We start from the raw sequence: 17,338 nt of genomic DNA, 5'->3' as shown, positions 1-17,338 counted from the left end.
TTCGCGGAAATGGCGCGAACCGTCTCGCCATCTTCGTTTTTGTGCGGCTTCGCCGCGCGTCGTGGGGGCTTCGCCACCCGCACCCCCGTTCAGGTGGGGAGCGGCTGGGCTCTTTTCAAGGGTTGCTCCCGTGGCAGGCTCCCGCGCCGCCTCCTACGACGTCACCCCGTCCGTCGAGGCGTGATCGTCACCGTCCAGGCGCCGGATGCCGTCCGGTCCTCCACCTCCACTCGCACCCCGTCGCCCGGCACGGTGAAGCTCTCGCCGAGGGTGACCGGAGCGTCGGCGAGGGGTGGGTAGACGGAGTTCTCCCAGCAGGCCTCGGTGCCCGGGTGGGCGTCCACGACCTCGACGGGGCCGCCGCCGGACTCCGCGCCGCTGTGCACGCGGTAGACGAGGATGCCCTGCCGGCACGCCTCCCGGTCGTTCCCGGCCCGGCCGCGCGCCTCGAAGGCCAGCTCGCTGTCGGGCCCGGTGCGCACCACGGCCAGCTTCGTGCCGTGGCCGAGGCCGAACGCCGGGGCGCCGGCCGTGCCCTGCACCGGGATGCCGGGCCCGGCGGCCAGCGGCTCCAGGGTGAGCCGGACCGGTTCGGTCCCCCGGACGCACGCCACCTGGCGCGGATCCAGCCAGCCCAGCTTCCACTTGTGCCAGGCGAACAGGTCCGGCGCCAGTCCGAACTGGCTGCCCATCAGGTCCCAGTCACCGACGTAGGTGTCCCAGTCGCCCTTGCCGTCGACCGGGCGGTGGTACAGATCGGGCAGGTCGAAGATGTGGCCGGTCTCGTGGGCGAGGACGAGCCGGTCGGGCGGATGCCGCTCGAACACGGTGACGACCCGGCGCACGTCCGTGCCGTCCACGTGGATGGGCGTCTCCAGATTGACCACCTTCGTCGCGTCCGAGTCCACGCCGGGCGCGTCCGGGTCGGCGACGAAGTAGACGACGTCGTAGCGGGAGAAGTCGACCTCCCCGTCGGCCGCCGCGAAGGCGTCGCGCAGGTAGGCGGCGCGGTCGGCGGCGCTCCAGTCACGCCTTATGGCGTACGAGGTGGACGCGCGCGGCATGCGCAGCCAGTGCCGCAGCGGGTGCGGGCGCAGCGTGAAGCGGCCGTAGGAGGCCTGCTGGAAGAAGCGGCTGGTGGCCGGGAAGTGGTCGGCGGCCAGCTCGGCGGGGGTGGTGTTCGGGCGGGCGTCCGGGAAGGACAGGAAGATCATGACGGCGTCGAGCGTGCCGGTCGGGCGGGTGTAGGCGGTGTTCCAGGTGTCCACGCCCTCCGAGTGGTGGGCGTCGGTCCGGTGCAGGGCGCAGGGGGCCGTCGAGAAGGGCTCGGCGACCGACGGGCCGGTGAGGACCGAGGTCGCGGCGAGCGCCGACATCGTGGTCAACACGGCGGCGGCACTGCGCAGCTTGGGCACGGCCATGACCTCCGGATCCGGTTCTCGGGACACCGGATCCAGACTGTGTGAGTTTGTTACCTTTCGCCCTGTTTGCCTGAACCAGAAGGGTGAGTGCGCCCGTTTGTGCGCCGCGTGCCCCGGCGGTCGACACCCCGAAACACTCACGGAACGTCACAACTGGTAGAGAGCCCGATGAGCCCGTCCAGGTGCGGGCAGAAACGTTCTGTCAGAACCTGTGGTCTATCTCGGAGACTGGAGAGTGGCTGGAAGGCCCCGGGGCCAGCCTCTATGATCGGCACACTTTCCGGCACGGACAGGCACGGACACAGATCGAGTGCACTGCGGGAGCGAGCGGTGAGCGGAACGTCCGAAGGGCCGACGCCCGCGGCAGACCTCGACCGGTCAGCCGTCACAGACAGTGACCATAGCACCTATCATCGTGTCTTCTCGGCCGCCCCGCTCTCCATGGCCGTGGTCGACCGCGAGGGTCTCGTCGTCAGCGCCAACGCCGCCCTGGGCGAGCTGCTGGGCACCGACCCGGAGACGCTGACCGGGCGGGTCGCCGCCGACCTGGTGGACCTAGCCTCCGACGCGCGCACGTGGCACGCCTACCGCGAGGTGCTGCGCGGCCGGCAGGCGCGGCTGCGCTGCACCCGCCGGCTCAAGCACCCCGAGGGGCACGCGGTGTGGGTGCAGGTCACCGTCGCGCCGCTGGCCGGCGGCGGGCCCGGCGTCCTGGTGTCGGTCGCCGACATCGGCGCCCGCCGCGAACTCCAGGCCCGGCTCAGGCACTTGCAGATGCACGACCCGGTGACCCGGCTGCCCAACCGCACCCTGTTCTTCGAGCGGCTGTCGGCCGCGCTGGAGGCGGAGTCGTACGAGCAGAGCGGCACCGGCCGGATCGGCCTGTGCTATCTGGACCTCGACGGTTTCAAGGCCGTCAACGACACCCTCGGCCACCGGGTCGGCGACCGCCTGCTCGCGTCCGTGGCCGAGCGGCTGACCCGGGTCGCGGACGAGGCCGGGCAGGCCCGCGCCGCGACGCCCCTGGTGGCCCGGCTCGGCGGCGACGAGTTCGCTCTGCTGGTCGAGGACTCCACCGGGACCGAGCAGCTCGCCGAGCTGGCCGAGGCGGCCCTGAAGGCGCTGGAGGAGCCCTTCGACCTGGCCGGCCAGCGCCTGTCCCTGACCGCGTCCATCGGCGTCGTCGAACGCCACGCCGCCGGCACGACCGCCACGGGCCTGATGCAGGCGGCCGACACCACGCTGTACTGGGCGAAGGCCGACGGCAAGGGCCGCTGGACCCTGTTCGACCCCGAGCGCAACGCCCATCTGATGACCCGCCAGGCCCTGTCCTCCACCCTGCGTCCGGCCATCGAGCGCGGGGAATTCGCGCTCGAGTACCAGCCGTTGGTCGGCATGGAGGACGGACGGCTCAGCGGCGTCGAGGCGTTGATCCGCTGGAATCATCCTCAGTTCGGCACACTGACGCCGAATCGGTTCATCGGACTGGCCGAGGAGGACGGCTCGATCGTGCAGCTCGGCCGCTGGGCCCTGGCCACCGCCTGCCGGCAGGCCCGCCGCTGGCAGCTTGCCCACCCCACCGAGCCGCCGATCTTCGTCAGCGTGAACGTGGCCGTACGCCAGGTGTGGGACTCCGACCTGGTCGCGGACGTGGCCGAGACCCTCGCCGAGACCGGGCTCGCCCCGCACCTGCTCCAGCTCGAACTGACCGAGTCGGCGGTCATGGGCTCGGGCGGCCGCCCGCTGCAGGCGCTCCAGGCCCTCAGTGACATGGGCGTGCGCATCGCCATCGACGACTTCGGCACCGGCTACTCGAATCTGGCCTACCTCAGCCGGCTCCCGGTGTCGGTGCTGAAACTGGACGGCTCCTTCGTGCGCGGCTTCCAGTACGAGGAGACCGCCAAGGACACCGCCGACGTGCCGCCCAACCCGGCCGACGAGGTGATCGTCGAAGCCATGATCCAGCTCGCGCACCGGCTCGGCCTCACGGTCACCGCGGAGTGCGTGGAGACCTCGGCGCAGGCCACCCGGCTGCGCCGGATCGGGTGCGACACCGGGCAGGGCTGGCTGTACTCCCGTCCGGTGTCGCCGGATCGTATCTCCGAGCTGCTCGGGGAGCAGGACTACGCGGTGGGCAAGCCGTAGGCGTCCGCGACGAGTTCGTAGGAGCGCAGCCGCAGCTCGCCGCGGTGGGCGTAGGTGGTGAGCATCAGCTCGTCGGCGCCCGTGCGCTTGTGCAGTTCGTCCAGACCGGAGCGGACCTCGTCGGCCGTGCCGTGCACCACGTTGCCGGTGATGGTGGCGGCGAAGTCCTCCTCCATCGGCGAGAACTCGTGCGCCTCGGCCTCCTCCGGCGAGGGGAACAGGCCCGGGCGTCCGGTGCGCAGCCGGATCATGCTCAGCGCGATGGACCGCACCTGCCGCCGCGCCTCCCGCTCCTCGTCGGCGGCCAGGACGGAGACACCGATGAGGGCGTACGGCTCGTCCAGCACCGCCGAGGGGCGGAAGGACTGCCGGTACAGGTCGAGGGCCGGGACGGTGTTCTGCGCGGAGAAGTGGTGCGCGAAGGCGAAGGGCAGGCCGAGCATCCCGGCCAGGCGCGCGCTGAAGCCGGAGGAGCCGAGCAGCCAGACGGGCGGCCGGTGCGGGGACTGGACGCCGCCGGGGGCGTTGCCCTGCACCGGGCCGGGGATGGCGTGGATGCGCCGGTAGCGGTGCCCGTCGGGGAAGTCGTCGTCCAGGAAGCGGGTGAGTTCGGCGAGCTGCTCCGGGAAGTCGTCGGCGCCCTCGGCGAGCCCGTCGGTACGGCGCAGGGCGGCGGCCGTCGCCCCGTCGGTGCCCGGCGCCCGGCCCAGGCCCAGGTCGATGCGGCCCGGCGCCAGCGCCTCCAGGGTGCCGAACTGCTCCGCGATCACCAGCGGGGCGTGGTTGGGCAGCATGACGCCGCCCGAGCCGAGCCGGATGCGGTCGGTGTGGGCGGCGAGGTGGGCGAGGATCACGGCGGGCGAGGAGGAGGCGACGCCCGGCATCGAGTGGTGCTCGGCCACCCAGTACCGGTGGAACCCGCGCGCCTCCGCGAGCCGCGCCAGCCGCACCCCGGTACGCAGGGCGTCGGTCGCGGTACTCCCCGCGCCCACGGTCGCCAGGTCCAGTACGGAGAGGGGGACGGGCGCACTCCCGAGTGCCGTACCCCGTATCTCGTCTGCCGCCACGGTCCTGCCTCCTGCTCTACCCGCGAACACGTGCCTGGGGGAAACGGGAGACATCCTCCGCTTATTCCCTGGAGCCCGGCTCGGGCGCGGCTGGGGCCACCGCGGACATCACACCTGGACCAGTGGCTCCCGGGTGAACAGCGCCCCCAGCGAGGGTGCGTTGACCCGCCGGTCGGCCAGCCGGAGCCCCTCCCAGACCGACACCTGGTTCGCCGTGAGCACCGGCTTGGACACCGCCTTCTCCAGCACCGGCAGACACGCCGCGGTGTGCAGCGCGTTGTCCGGCAGCAGCACGGCCTCCGCCCCGGCGCCGGCGTCGGCGTCGGCGTCGGCGTCGGCGGCCCGCGCCAGCGTCAGCACCTCCTCCTCCCCCCAGCTCCCCACCTCCGCCGCCGTCGCGGCCCCGGACGACCGCACCGACACCACCTCCAGCCCTCCGGCCCGCAGGAAGTCCGCGAACAGCGCGGTCACGTCCTGCGGATACGTCGCCCCGACGGCGACCCGCCGCACGCCCAGCTCCCGCGCCGCGTTGACGAAGGCGAAGGACGTCGAGGAGGCCGGCATCCCCGCCAGCCGGGCCAGCGCCCGCACCTGCTCCTGCGCCCCCTCCCAGCCGTGCACGAAGCTGCCGCTGGTGCACGCCCACACCACCGTCTCGGCGCCGGCCAGCCGCAACGCCTCCATGCCCTCGGTGAGCCGCTCGGGCGCGCCCAGCTCGCGCAGCGCGTCCACCCGGTGCGTGTCCTCACCGATGTCGGTGTGCACCAGGTCCACCCGGATGTCGCTGCCCAGGAGCTGCTCGATGCGCGGATAGTCGTCCTCGGCGAAGTGTCCCGGGTAGAGGAATCCCAGCGCAGTCATGTCGGCCCTTCTCGCGTTCCGTCGTCTTCTTCGCCGGGTACCCAGCCGGAGCGGCACAGCCCACCTGGCGAGGACATCCGGCGGGGCACCGGCTTTCACGCTCCGGAACGAGGGGGCAACCGAACGTCGGCACGCCCGTGTTGACGAAGCCGGGGGCCGGTGCCAGCGTGGTCAATCCGCGCATGTCAGACGCCCGGAGCCGCCTCGTATGACGCCTACCACGCCCACCGTCCTGGTCCTGGACGCCGACCCGCCGCCCCGGCTGGGCCGGCTCACCGGCCGGGCCCGGATCGTGCACACGGACGCGGCCGGGCTCGGCGCGCGGCTGCCCGAGGCGGACGTGCTCCTCGTGTGGGACTTCACCTCGCCCGCCGTGCGCGAGGCCTGGCCGGGGGACGGGCCCCGGCCGGCTTGGGTGCACACGGCGAGCGCGGGCGTGGACCATCTGATGTGCTCCGAGCTGGCCGCGTCCGACACGGTGGTGACCAACGCGCGCGGGATCTTCGACCAGCCGATCGCCGAGTACGTGGCCGCCCTGATGCTGGCGGTCGCCAAGGACCTGCCGCGCACGCTGGCGTACCAGCGGGAGCGGGTCTGGCGGCACCGGGAGACCCGGCGGGTGGCGGGCACGCGCGCGTGCGTGGTCGGCTCCGGGCCGATCGGCCGGGCGATCGCCCGCACGCTGAAGGCGCTGGACGTGACGACGGCCCTGGTCGGCCGGGTCCCGCGGACCGGCGTCCACGGTCCGGACGACCTGGACCGGCTGATCTCCCGCGCCGACTGGGTGATCGCGGCGGCGCCGCTGACCGAGCAGACGTACGGCATGTTCGACGCCCGCCGGTTCGGTGTGATGCAGCCCTCGGCGGTCTTCGTGAACGTCGGCCGCGGGCAGTTGGCCGACGAGGACGCCCTCGCCGACGCGCTCACCCGGCGCTGGATCGCGGGCGCCGCCCTGGACGTGTTCGCCGCCGAACCCCTGTCCGAGGACAGCCCGTTGTGGGGCCTGCCGGGGCTGATCGTCTCCCCGCACATGAGCGGCGACACGGTCGGCTGGCGGGACGAACTGGGTGCCCAGTTCGTGGACCTGTACGAGCGCTGGGCGGCCGGCAGGCCCCTGCTGAACGTGGTGGACAAGCACCGCGGCTACGTGCCCGGCCACTGACCGTCCCTGTGAAGGGAATCGGGGTGAAGCCGGGTCGTCCCGTGTGGGTTCCGCAGGGGCGGACTTCACGAAGAGGGCGTACGCCCCGCTCCGCGAGCCGCAGCCTCTCCCCCACGTCGGCCCAGGTCAGCGGCGCGCGGTCGGCCGACGGGCGCGCGACGGCGGGCACATCCCGCCTCCCGGACGGCACGACGGGGCGCCGGCCGGCCGGGAAATCGGGTGTGCATGGCCCGCATGCGCTTGGGTAGCCGCGCCGCCATGGCTCCACCACTTGGGAACGACGTACACACTTTCCGGCCGGAACGCAGACACAGCAGACGCGCGCTCCTCGCGGGCGCCGCGGCACTGGGCGCGGTGGGCGCGCTGGGTGCGGCGGGCTGTACGCGGGTGGCCTCGGCCTCCGACGAGCCCGGCGGCGACCTGCTCGACCGGTTGCGCGCCCAGGGTGTCGCACGGCTCGGCATCGCCGGTGAGATCCCCTTCGGGTACATCGACAGGAACGGCCGGCTCACCGGTGAGGCGCCCGAGCTGGCGAGGGTGATCTTCAAACGGCTCGGCGTGGACCGGGTGCAGCCGGTGCCGACCGAGTTCGGCTCGCTCATCCCGGGCCTGAACTCGCAGCAGTTCGACGTCGTGGCCGCCGGGATGTACGTCAACCACGAGCGGTGCCAACAGGTGATCTTCGCGGACCCGGACTACCAGATGCTGGATTCGTTCATCGTCCGCAAGGGGAACCCGAAGGGGTTGCACTCCTACCGGGACGTGGTGGAGAAGAAGGCCGCATTCGCCACCGGCACCGGCTACGCGGAGATCCAGTACGCGGTGGAGGCCGGCTACAAGGAGGGCGACATCCTGATCGTCCCCGACCAGGTCGCCGGGCTGAACGCCGTGGAGGCCGGACGCGTCGACGTCTTCGCGGGGACGGCGATCACCGTCCGGGCGGTGGTGAAGAAGTCGGCCAAGGCGGAGGCGACCAAGCCGTTCGCCCCGCTGGTGCAGGGCAAACCGCACGTGGACGGCGGCGCGTTCGCGTTCCGCCCCACCGAGACCCGGCTCCGCGACGCCTTCAACGTCGAGCTGCACAAGCTGAAGAAGAGCGGGGAGCTGTTCCGGATCCTCAAGCCCTTCGGCTTCACGGAGACCGAGATGACGGACCTGACCGCGAAGGAGCTGTGCGGCGGATGACCTCGGGGCTCTGGGAACTGGTACTGAAAGGCCTCTGGACCACCGTCCAGTTGCTGGTGTTCAGCGCGCTGCTCGCCACGGCGGTGTCCTTCGTCGTCGGCATCGCGCGCACCCACCGGCTGTGGATCGTGCGCTTCCTGGCCGGCTTCTACACCGAGGTCTTCCGCGGCACCTCGGCGCTGGTGATGATCTTCTGGGTGTTCTTCGTGCTGCCGGTCGCCTTCGGCTGGCAGCTGGTGCCGATGTGGGCGGGCACGCTGGCGCTCGGGCTGACGTACGGCGCGTACGGCTCGGAGATCGTGCGCGGCGCGCTGAACGCGGTGGACCCCGCGCAGCGGGAGGGCGGTATCGCGCTCAGCTTCACGCCGGCCCAGCGGATGCGGCTGATCCTGCTGCCGCAGGCGGTGCCGGAGATGATCCCGTCCTTCTGCAACCTGCTGATCGAGCTGCTCAAGGGCACCGCCCTGGTGTCGGTGATGGGCATGGGCGACCTGACGTTCAGCGCGAACCTGGTGCGGCTGGCGCTGCAGCAGAGCGCGGAGATCTACACGTACGTGCTGCTGATCTACTTCGCGATCGCCTTCGTGCTGACCCGGCTGATGCGCGGTCTGGAGAAGCGGCTGAAGGCCGGGGTCGGCAAGGACGCGGGTACCGAGTCGGCGGCGCGTGAGCTCAAGCGCGCGCAGACGACCGGGGTGGGAGGTCGTGTCGCATGAAGTGGGACTGGAACGCCGTGAGCGACTTCATGCCGGACTTCTGGAAGGGGCTGCTGGTCACCCTGCAGGCCCTGGCCCTCGGCTCGCTGCTGTCCTTCACCCTCGGCCTGGTGTGGACGCTGCTGATGCGCACGCCGACCCGATGGGTGCGCTGGCCGGTCGGTGTGGTCACGGAGTTCGTGCGCAACACTCCGCTGCTGGTGCAGCTGTTCTTCCTGTTCTACGTGCTGCCCGAGTGGGGGCTGACCTTCTCGGCGCTGGCCACCGGGGTCTTCGCGATCGGCCTGCACTACTCGACGTACACCATGCAGGTCTACCGGGCCGGCATCGAGGCGGTGCCGGCCGGCCAGTGGGAGGCGGCGACCGCGCTGAACCTGCCCCGGCACCGGACCTGGACGGCGGTGATCCTGCCGCAGGCGATCCGCCGGGTGGTCCCGGCGCTCGGCAACTACGTGATCTCCATGCTGAAGGACACGCCGATGCTGATGGTGATCACCGTGCTGGAGATGCTCGGCCGGGCCCGGCTCTTCTCCCAGCAGCACTTCCAGTTCACCGAGCCGGTCACCGTGATCGGTGTGGCCTTCGTCCTCATCTCCTACCTGGCCTCCCTTCTTCTGCGAGCTCTGGAGCGACGCCTTGTCCGTTGAGACCCGCACGACCTCGTCCGTCACCGACGCCCCGCCGGCCGAGCTGATCCGCCTGGAGGGGGTCACCAAGCGCTTCGGTTCGAACACCGTGCTCGACCACCTCGACTTCTCCGTGGCGCCCGGCAGGCACGTGACCCTGATCGGGCCGTCCGGCTCGGGCAAGACCACCATCCTCAGACTGCTGATGACCCTCACCAAGCCGGACGAGGGCGTCATCACCGTCGACGGGGAGCCGCTGTTCCCCGCGTCGGAGAAACAGGTCCGGGAGGTCCGCAAGAAGATCGGGATGGTCTTCCAGCAGTTCAACCTCTTCCCGAACATGTCGGTCCTGCGCAACATCACCGAGGCGCCGGTGCAGGTGCTCGGGATGTCCCGGGACGAGGCCGAGGCGCGGGCCAAGGAGTTGCTGGACATGGTGGGTCTCGCCGACAAGTGCGACGCGAAGCCGACCCGGCTCTCCGGCGGTCAGCAGCAGCGGGTGGCGATCGCCCGGGCGCTGGCGATGCGGCCGCGGGTGCTGCTGCTGGACGAGGTGACCTCCGCGCTCGACCCGGAACTGGTCGCGGGCGTCCTCGACCTGCTCAGGGACATCGCGCGCAGCACCGACATCACCATGCTGTGCGTGACCCACGAGATGGGTTTCGCCCGGGACATCTCCGACCAGGTCCTCATGTTCGACTCCGGACGGGTCATCGAGGCGGGCCCGCCGGAGCAGATCTTCGGCGATCCGGAGCAGGACCGCACCCGGGAGTTCCTCAGCGCAGTCCTGTGACTACACGCCGTGAAAGGCCCCGAAAACGTGAAGTACCGAGGTCCGGGCGCTGGGTGGTGTCACTGGCATATGCCAGAGGGTCAGCGGCCCAGTTGAGAGGGGGCGGCGACTTGCACAATCTCGCCAACCCCCTCTCCCCGGAGCGGGTTTGACCGTTATCGTGGAAGCGCTCCACCGACCGGACTTACGGCCCAGTAAGCGAGCGCAGGGGGAACACCGTGGCGCTGATGCACGAGCCGACCGCTCCGTACCACTCCGCCCAGGACGCGCTGCGCGTACTGGAGAGCGTCGCACGGCACTCCGCGGGGGTCACCGACACCGAGCTGGCCCGCCACACCGGCCTCGGCCCCGAGCGGCTCACCGCGCTGCTGCGGATGCTGCGCCGGGAGGGCTACGTCGAGCAGATCACCGACGGGGCCTACGTCACCGGCGACACCCTGCGCCGCCTGACCTCGGCGCACGACCGCGAGCGGGCCCTGCGCGACAAGCTCCAGCACACCCTGGACCGGTTGCGCGACTCCGTCGGCGCGGCGGTGTACATGAGCCGGTACGTGGACGGCGAGGTCCGGGTCACCCAGTTCGCCGCGGGGCCGACCACCCCGGCGGTCAACGAGTGGGTCGACTTCCGGTACTCCGCGCACGCCACCGCCGTCGGCAAGAGCCTGCTGACCCAGCTCGACCCGGGCGCCCGGCGCGACCACCTCTCCCGGCACAAGATGGCCCGCCTCACCTCGCGCACCATCACCAGCGACAAGCTGCTGCTCTCCCGCCTCGAGGCCCAGCCGCCGACGGTGCCAGTGCTGGACCTGCAGGAGTACGCCATCGGCACGGTCTGCGCGGCCGTACCGATCACCGCCGGCTCGTCCGTGGGCTGCCTGGCGCTCTCCCTCCCGGTGGAGCACGCGCACCGGCTGAAGCGGGCTGCGGAGACCCTGAACCGGAGCGCGGCACCGGTACTGCTCTCCCTGACGATCTAGCCCGGCCCGGGTGGTCACGAGCACCCCGGCGGACCGGGTAGTATTTTCTTCGTCGCCGGCCGCGGAGGGAAAACTCAAAGGTCGGCGGGAGTCATGCGCCGCTAGCTCAGTTGGTTAGAGCAGCTGACTCTTAATCAGCGGGTCCGGGGTTCGAGTCCCTGGCGGCGCACCGATGAAGGGTCCTTCGCGAAGCGAGGGGCCCTTCGACGTCTTCCGTGGTGAGCAGCCGGTAGCCGTCCTCCCCCGGGGGACGCCACCACACCGGGTCGGCGCACCGGAAGCCCTCGCGGCGCAGCTTCGCGCGGTGGATCTTGTTCGTGGCCGTGACCGGCATCCGCTCCACCACCCGGACGAACCGGGGCGCCATCTTCGTCCCCAGGTCCGGCTGCGCCCGCAGGAACGCGGCGAAGGCCACAGGGTCGAACGTACCGGCGAGGGTCGCCATCACCTGGTCCCCGGTCACCGGATCCGGCACCCCGTGGACGGCGACGGCCGCGGCACCCTCGTAGCGGGCGACGATGTTCTCGATCATCGCGGCGGCCAGGTTCTCCCCGTCGACACGGATGCGGTCGTCGGTCCGGCCGGCGAAGTAGAGGTATCCCTCGGCGTCCCGGTAGAAGAGGTCACCGGTCCAGTACGCCCCGCCCCGCCGCCGCTCGGCCTCCGCCGCCGGATTGCGCCAGTAGCCCTCGAAGGGGTTGGGCGCCCGGTTCACCAGTTCCCCGATGGCCTCCTCCCCGTTGACCAGCCGTCCCCCGGCGTCGAAGACGGCCGGCGGACACTCCCGGCCCGTCCCGGGGTCGAGCACCACCAGGCCGGGCGCGGCCGGACCGACCGCGCCCGCAGGCGTCCCGGGTGCCCACTGGATCGCCGCCCCGCCCTCCGAGGAGCCGTAGCCCTCCACCAGCCGCACCCCGAAGCGCCGCTCGAAGGCCGCCGCGTCCACCGCGCCGGCCTCCGTCCCGAAACCGAGCCGCAGCGCGTGATCCCGGTCCTCGGGCCTGGGCTCGGTGGCGAGCACGTACTGGATGGCCCGGCCGACGTAGGTGAAGTACGTCGCCCGGTGGCGGCGCACGTCGTCCAGGAAGCCCGAGGCCGAGAAGCGCCGCCGCAGCGCCACCCCGGCCCCGGCGGCCAGCGCGGGCGCCCAGTCGGCGATCACGGCGTTGCCGTGGAACATCGGCATGCAGACGTAGTGCACGTCGTCCGCGCGCACTCCGAACTGCCGCACCAGTGCCTGCCCGGCCGCCGCCAGCCGCCCCTGGGAGCAGAGCGCGGCCTTGGGGGCGCCGGTCGACCCGGAGGTGAAGTACAGCAGCATCCGGTCGCCGGGAGCGGCCCGGGACGCGTCGGGTGCGGCGCCGGCGTAGGGCGCGAGGAGGGCGGCGTACTCCGGGGTGTCCGTGACGAGCAGCCGCAGACCGGGCAGGTCCAGCCCCGCCAGGAGCGCCAGTTTGGCCTGCTCGGTGATCAGCACCGGGCACTCGGCGTGGACGATGTCCCGGGCCAGTTCGGCTCCCCGGCGGGTGGGGTTGATCCCGGCGACGGCCGCACCGGCGAGCGCGGCGGCGCCGAGCCACAGCGGGAACTCCTCGGTGTTGTCCAGGAGCACACCGACGTGCGGTACGGCGCCCGTCGGCAGCAGGTCGGCCAGCAGCGCGGCCCGGGCCGCCGCCCCCGCGGCCACCTCGTGGTGCGTCAGCACCCGCCCCTCGCACCACAGTCCCGGCCGGCGGTCCCCCCACCGCGCGGCGACCATCTCGGCGACCGTGCGCATCCTGTCCATGGAGGCGCACGGTAACTGACGCTGCGTCAGATGGGGAGGCCTACGGCATCAGGTCGCCCGCCTCCGTGAAGATCATGTGAGCCACGGTGATGAAGACCAGGCAGAAGGTGATGCCCACGCCGACGAAGACCAGCCCGCACCCGGTGCCGGCGGCGAGTCTGCCGCGCGCCGGAGGGAGCGCCGTGGCCTGCTGGGGCCGCTCCGGGAGGTACCGGACGGTGACGAAGTCGCCCTCGAGGACGGTCGCGGGGCCGCCCTCCTCCTCGAAGCGCACCGGGCGGCCCTCCCGGGTGGTGAACTCGTAGACGTGGTGCACGTTCGTCCGCACGGACGTCTCCCCGCCCCCGCTGGTCGTCGTGTACATCCGCAGACAGCGCGCCTCGGCGGTCACCCCGTGCGTCCATGTCCGGCTGATCCGCCGGGCGCGGCGCAGCATCAGGTAGGCGACGTACCCGAGGCCGGCGATCATGAGGGTGGGCACGGTGTAGAAGAGCAGTTCCATCATGAGATCCCCCGAGGTCCGTATGCGCCGCCCCCGCTCGGCCGGCGTGCGAGGAACGTACCCGGCGGGCAGGGAGCCGGACCTCAGGAGAAGCTCAGTATCAGGATCGGGACAATCGAAGCGGCGCCGGGACGGTCCGTACGTCAGTACTGGGACAGCGTGATCCACTCGTGCACGAGGTAGATCGCGCAGCCCCCGAGCACCACGAGCCAGAAGACGGTGCCCGCCATGGCCGTCCCGGGTCCCGGTTCGGTGACGGTGGCCTTGTCGGGCCGGTCCGGGGCGTAGTACACGAGGACGACGTCTCCGACGGCCCGGTCGCGCGGGCCGCCGGCCTCCTTGAAGCGGACGGCGCGGCCGTCGCGGGTGGTGAAGTCGTACTCGTGCCACTGCGTCCGCTGGGGCACGTTGTTGACCACCCGGGCGGTGGCCCAGACGCGCACCACCCGCCCCTGGGCGGTCAGGCCGCTCTCCCAGGCCGCCTGCCGCTGCCGGGTCCGGCGCACCAGCGCCACCGCACCCCAGATCATGCAGCCGAGCAGGCCGAACATGGTGATGTCGAACAACGCGTCCACGGCGCGCGCACCCCCGTACGTCGGTTGCGGAACTCCCCGTGCGCCGGGAACCGGAACATCCGGCACCGGCGCACGCGGACCCTATCCGACGGGTGCTCAGAAGGTGACGTCGGAGCAGGCGTAGAACGCGTTGCCCGTGTCGGCGATCGTCCACACCGCGAGGATGACGTGGTGACCGCTCAGCCCGGACGGCAGGGTGCCGCTGTGGGTGAGGGTGGCCGGGGGGCGCTGTCCGTTGTAGGGCACCGTCAGGAACGGCGTGAGGTTGAGGTCCGAGCGGGACAGGGCGTGGTTCTGGTTCCAGCCCTGCTTGGTGACGTAGTACTTGAAGTCCGTCGTGGCGTGCATGGCGGTGAACTGCCAGCGGAACGTGTACGACCGGCCGCCCGTCACCCGGGTGGTGGGCCAGGGCGCGCCCGACGGTGTGGTCGGCGAGCTGAGCTGGGCGAACCGGCTCAGGCCGCCGTTGCAGATCTGGCCGTCGGCGGGGCCGGCGGCCGGGAAGCCCTTGGGGCCCTCGACGCTCTGCGGCTCCCACTGGATGTCGCCGCAGTTGGTCACGGTGCCGTTCTGGCAGAGCTTCTGTCTGCTGATGGGGAGGTCGGTGTAGCCGTGCCCGCTGGCGCCGCCGGTGGAGAGCGCGAAGGCTCCGGCGGTCACCACGCCCAGCACGACGGCGGACACCTTGGTCTTGGTGCGCATGCTGCCGCTCCTGGAGAACGTGGGGGAGTTCGGTGAGCTGACCGAGCTGTGCGGTAGGTCTAGACCAAGTGTCAGGTTATTGCCACTAGTTGAACATGTCCATACCAATCGCGGTCCCGATCGACGGCGTCCTCACACCGGCTCCCCGCGCCCCGAGCAGAACGCCACTGTCAGGTCCCGGACCAGCACCTTGCGCTCGTAGTCGTCCAGTTCGACCAGGCCCCGCGTGGTCAGCCGGGTCACCGTGTCCTCCACCGAGTCCACGACCGAGTTGAGCATCCCGGCCCGCTGCCGGGCGTCCAGCGCGGCGATCGTGCGGCGGTGCATCGCGGCGGCGATCTCCGGGGCGTACTCCACCCGCACCGGCTGCACCGAGAACACCTCCAGGCCGATCGGCCCCGCGTCCGCAGCCACCAGCCGGGTCAGCGCCTCCCCCGCCGCCGCGCCCCGGGCCCCGCCCGGCAGTTCCACCGGCACCCGGGCCAGCGCCGCTTCCACGCACTCGCGCAGATACGTCTCGTGATCGTCGATGCCGAGCACGGCCCGCGCGGTGTCCCGTACCCGCCACACCACGAGCACCACCGCCCGCATCGCGACCCCGCTCGCGTCCGCCGCCGGCATCGCCTCGCTGCGCCAGTGCCGCAGCCGTACGTCGACCCGGCGCCGGCGCAGCAGGGGGTTCATCCACAGCAGGCCCGTACGCCGGACCGTCCCCCGGTAGCGGCCGAACAGCCCGAGCAGCCGGGCCTGCCCGGTGCGGCCCCGGGCCAGGCCGCCGAAGCCGAGCAGCCAGAGCGCTCCCGCGCCGGCGTACGCGGCGCACTGTGCCGGGCCGAGGCCCGCACCCGTGAACGCCGGCAGGCGCAGCGCCTCCACCACGGGCGGCGGCAGCAGCCCCGCCCACCAGGAGGTGGCCAGGCACCCGGCGAGGCCGCCCGCCCCGGCCAGCACCCCCGCCACGCCGGGCAGCACCCGTGCCGGCCGTTCCACCAACTCCGGGTCGAGCTGCGGCACGTGCCGGCTGCGGACCGGCACCGGGCGCCGGACCCGCGGCTGCTCCCCGGTGCCCTGCCGACGGCCCACCACGGCAGGCTTGAGCGGCACCGACACCGGCTCGGGGTCGTCACGGAACAGCAGGTGAACCGGGATCTCGGTGGTCACCTCGTTCTGAATGAGCCGCGCCGGCCGAGTGACCGTGCCCCCGGCGACCGGCACGACCTCGGGGGGCTCCTCCGACTCTGCGGACGTGTGCGACGTACTCGTACTCATGCGTGCCTCCAGCCTCCGCGCCAGATGCGTCATGACAGGGGGAGTGGGACGGGGGATACGGGGATACGACGAGGGGGCTGCGCGCCGCCCGCCCGTGCGGCGGCGCCCCGCGCTCTACAGGAACAGTCGCCGCCAGGTCTCCGGCCCCGGGTAGCCGTCCGCCGCTCCGCCTCGCCAGCCCTGGCTGCGCTGGAAGGCCTCCACCGCCCGGCGGGCCGCGTCGCTCCAGCGCGGGCCGGGCTCGGTGCCGTAGACGCTGCCGAATCCTTTCTTCGTCAGCTGCCGCCCCAGCTGCCTGACGTACTCGTTCTCCGCGCCCGGACGGAAGAAGTTCCGGCCGGGATACCCGGGCACGCCGTGCGAGGCGGCCTCGCCGCCCTTGCCCGGTGTCGTCGTCGTAGCGCCGACCAGGCCCTTGTAGCGGTAGGGGACGTACTTGTCGGCGTGCGTCCAGTAGGGGTACGGCGTGGGCTGGCTGCGGGCGTGCGGGGGCGTCTGCTCGTAGACCGTGTAGTAGGTGTGCGTGTAGTCGGTCCAGCCACCGAAGATCACCACATGGGAGCCGCTCTCCGGGTTGTCGGGATTGTGGAAGAGAAGGATGTCGCCGGGCTCCAGCTCCTCCTTGGTGATCTTCACCCCGAACTGGTCGAGGCTGCCCGTCCACTCGTTCGACAGCAGCCCCCAGGCCATGGAGACATAGCCCGAGCAGTCCTGCCGGTACCCGTCGCTCCAGTAGTCGTCCATGCTGTACGGCACCCGCGCGGCCACCCAGACCTTCGCCCGGTTGATGATCTCGGTCCGGGTGGTGGCGGGTGTCTGCGGTGTCGCGGGCCTGACCGGCCGGCCGGCCGCCGGGCCGTGCAGCGGCGACTTCGGGCCCTGCGGGGTGAGGGGGTCGCCGTCCGCCGCGGGGGCACCCGGCCGGGGCGGGGCGTGGGGGCCGGCGAGGGCCGCGGCCGGGGACATCGCGCCGAGGGCGGCGGACGCGGCGGCGGCCACGACCACGACCCCCTGGGCCACCCGGGGGCCGGCGAAGCGACGGCCCGGCAGCGGGCGGGGCCTGGTCCGGCGATCCTGGACGCAGCCGGGGCAGTCGCAGCCGCGCACGGGATCGACTTCCTCGAACACCGGACCGGTCATGCGATCTGCCTCACATTCGGGGTGGGTATGTCCACGCTTGTGCACGTTGATCAGTTTCACAACTGTCGTCGCGGTGCGCATGTTGACGGTCCGAATGATGTACGAGCGCCTGCGTCCGACAGAGGGACCCGCCCGGCGTGGTCGGAAGCACCCCCGAAGGTCATGTACAGTTTTCTCGTCAGCAGGCGCCGCTAGCTCAGTTGGTTAGAGCAGCTGACTCTTAATCAGCGGGTCCGGGGTTCGAGTCCCTGGCGGCGCACCGACCGAAAGGCCCTCCGTCCACACGGGGGGTCTTTTGCATGCCCGCCCCGCCCCACCGGGCGGCCCGGTCCCGCGACCGCCGGCCACCCTCCCCCGTTGAACCGAATACCCTTGTTCGTCGTATCGAACAGCAGGCCACCCTCGGCCACC

General features: G+C 72.0%; 15 protein-coding genes, 2 tRNA genes and 1 pseudogene. 9 read left to right on the top strand and 9 right to left on the bottom strand.

Annotation, left to right across the window (positions count from 1 at the left end):
• Positions 1-161: 161 nt before the first annotated feature.
• Complete coding sequence (locus ACZ404_RS05210) at positions 162-1,421, bottom strand: M6 family metalloprotease domain-containing protein (RefSeq protein ID WP_468437139.1); 1,260 nt, start codon at positions 1,419-1,421, stop codon at positions 162-164.
• A gap of 330 nt (positions 1,422-1,751) precedes the next feature.
• On the opposite strand from ACZ404_RS05210, the gene ACZ404_RS05205 reads away from it, so the two are divergent.
• A complete protein-coding gene (locus tag ACZ404_RS05205; protein ID WP_468436095.1) occupies positions 1,752-3,566 on the top strand; it encodes a putative bifunctional diguanylate cyclase/phosphodiesterase in 1,815 nt (604 codons plus the stop codon).
• On the opposite strand, the gene ACZ404_RS05200 is transcribed toward ACZ404_RS05205, so the two are convergent.
• Together ACZ404_RS05200 and ACZ404_RS05195 are read right to left on the bottom strand one after the other, a co-directional pair.
• On the bottom strand, positions 3,545-4,687 hold the full coding sequence (locus tag ACZ404_RS05200) for an LLM class flavin-dependent oxidoreductase (RefSeq protein ID WP_468436093.1): 1,143 nt from the start codon (positions 4,685-4,687) through the stop codon (positions 3,545-3,547). The genes ACZ404_RS05205 and ACZ404_RS05200 overlap by 22 nt on opposite strands.
• 54 nt (positions 4,688-4,741) lie before the next feature.
• Positions 4,742-5,494, bottom strand: coding sequence for a maleate cis-trans isomerase family protein (locus tag ACZ404_RS05195; RefSeq protein ID WP_468436091.1), 753 nt, complete (start codon positions 5,492-5,494; stop codon positions 4,742-4,744).
• A 208-nt stretch (positions 5,495-5,702) separates the two neighbouring features.
• On the opposite strand from ACZ404_RS05195, the gene ACZ404_RS05190 reads away from it, so the two are divergent.
• The 7 genes from ACZ404_RS05190 to ACZ404_RS05160 all read left to right on the top strand — a co-directional run bounded on the left by ACZ404_RS05190 (position 5,703) and on the right by ACZ404_RS05160 (position 11,122).
• Positions 5,703-6,656 carry a D-2-hydroxyacid dehydrogenase gene (locus ACZ404_RS05190; RefSeq protein WP_468436090.1) on the top strand — a complete coding sequence of 318 codons (954 nt, stop codon included), beginning with the start codon at positions 5,703-5,705 and terminating at the stop codon, positions 6,654-6,656.
• A gap of 258 nt (positions 6,657-6,914) precedes the next feature.
• Entirely contained in the window at positions 6,915-7,841 is a 927-nt protein-coding gene (gene ehuB, locus ACZ404_RS05185) for an ectoine/hydroxyectoine ABC transporter substrate-binding protein EhuB (protein WP_468436088.1), read from the top strand.
• Positions 7,838-8,557, top strand: a complete 720-nt coding sequence (gene ehuC / locus ACZ404_RS05180) for an ectoine/hydroxyectoine ABC transporter permease subunit EhuC (protein WP_468436086.1) — start codon at positions 7,838-7,840, stop codon at positions 8,555-8,557. The genes ehuB and ehuC overlap by 4 nt, the downstream gene beginning before the upstream one ends.
• Positions 8,554-9,204 (top strand): ectoine/hydroxyectoine ABC transporter permease subunit EhuD, encoded by a 651-nt coding sequence (gene ehuD, locus ACZ404_RS05175; protein WP_468436084.1) that lies wholly within the window; start codon positions 8,554-8,556, stop codon positions 9,202-9,204. Before ehuC ends, ehuD begins: the two co-directional genes overlap by 4 nt.
• The gene (gene ehuA / locus ACZ404_RS05170) at positions 9,194-9,976 is read left to right on the top strand and encodes an ectoine/hydroxyectoine ABC transporter ATP-binding protein EhuA (protein WP_468436082.1); all 783 of its coding nucleotides are present in this window, start codon (positions 9,194-9,196) and stop codon (positions 9,974-9,976) included. Before ehuD ends, ehuA begins: the two co-directional genes overlap by 11 nt.
• A gap of 218 nt (positions 9,977-10,194) precedes the next feature.
• Positions 10,195-10,953 carry an IclR family transcriptional regulator gene (locus ACZ404_RS05165; RefSeq protein ID WP_468436080.1) on the top strand — a complete coding sequence of 253 codons (759 nt, stop codon included), beginning with the start codon at positions 10,195-10,197 and terminating at the stop codon, positions 10,951-10,953.
• 95 nt (positions 10,954-11,048) lie between these two features.
• Positions 11,049-11,122, top strand: a tRNA-Lys gene (locus ACZ404_RS05160).
• Here the strand turns inward: ACZ404_RS05160 and ACZ404_RS05155 are convergent.
• The 6 genes and pseudogenes from ACZ404_RS05155 to ACZ404_RS05130 form a co-directional block, all read right to left on the bottom strand.
• Positions 11,088-12,739, bottom strand: a pseudogene (locus ACZ404_RS05155) (AMP-binding protein). The gene ACZ404_RS05160 and the pseudogene ACZ404_RS05155 sit on opposite strands and share 35 nt — an antisense overlap.
• Before the next feature lie 40 nt (positions 12,740-12,779).
• Positions 12,780-13,241 (bottom strand): DUF3592 domain-containing protein, encoded by a 462-nt coding sequence (locus ACZ404_RS05150; RefSeq protein WP_468437137.1) that lies wholly within the window; start codon positions 13,239-13,241, stop codon positions 12,780-12,782.
• 143 nt (positions 13,242-13,384) lie between these two features.
• A complete protein-coding gene (locus ACZ404_RS05145) occupies positions 13,385-13,816 on the bottom strand; it encodes a DUF3592 domain-containing protein (RefSeq protein ID WP_468436078.1) in 432 nt (143 codons plus the stop codon).
• Between the two features lie 96 nt (positions 13,817-13,912).
• Positions 13,913-14,518 (bottom strand): lytic polysaccharide monooxygenase auxiliary activity family 9 protein, encoded by a 606-nt coding sequence (locus ACZ404_RS05140; RefSeq protein WP_468436076.1) that lies wholly within the window; start codon positions 14,516-14,518, stop codon positions 13,913-13,915.
• Between the two features lie 132 nt (positions 14,519-14,650).
• Positions 14,651-15,787: an SPFH domain-containing protein gene (locus ACZ404_RS05135; RefSeq protein WP_468436074.1), complete on the bottom strand. Its 1,137-nt coding sequence runs from the start codon at positions 15,785-15,787 to the stop codon at positions 14,651-14,653.
• A gap of 114 nt (positions 15,788-15,901) precedes the next feature.
• Entirely contained in the window at positions 15,902-16,927 is a 1,026-nt protein-coding gene (locus tag ACZ404_RS05130) for a peptidoglycan-binding protein (protein ID WP_468436072.1), read from the bottom strand.
• Between the two features lie 185 nt (positions 16,928-17,112).
• Here ACZ404_RS05130 and ACZ404_RS05125 point away from each other — a divergent pair.
• Positions 17,113-17,186, top strand: a tRNA-Lys gene (locus ACZ404_RS05125).
• Positions 17,187-17,338: the final 152 nt, after the last annotated feature.

Source organism: Streptomyces sp. NPDC030798 (genome assembly GCF_055572275.1).
The sequence above is the reverse complement of the archived record's forward strand: the minus strand, read 5'-3'. Positions and strand labels throughout refer to the sequence as shown.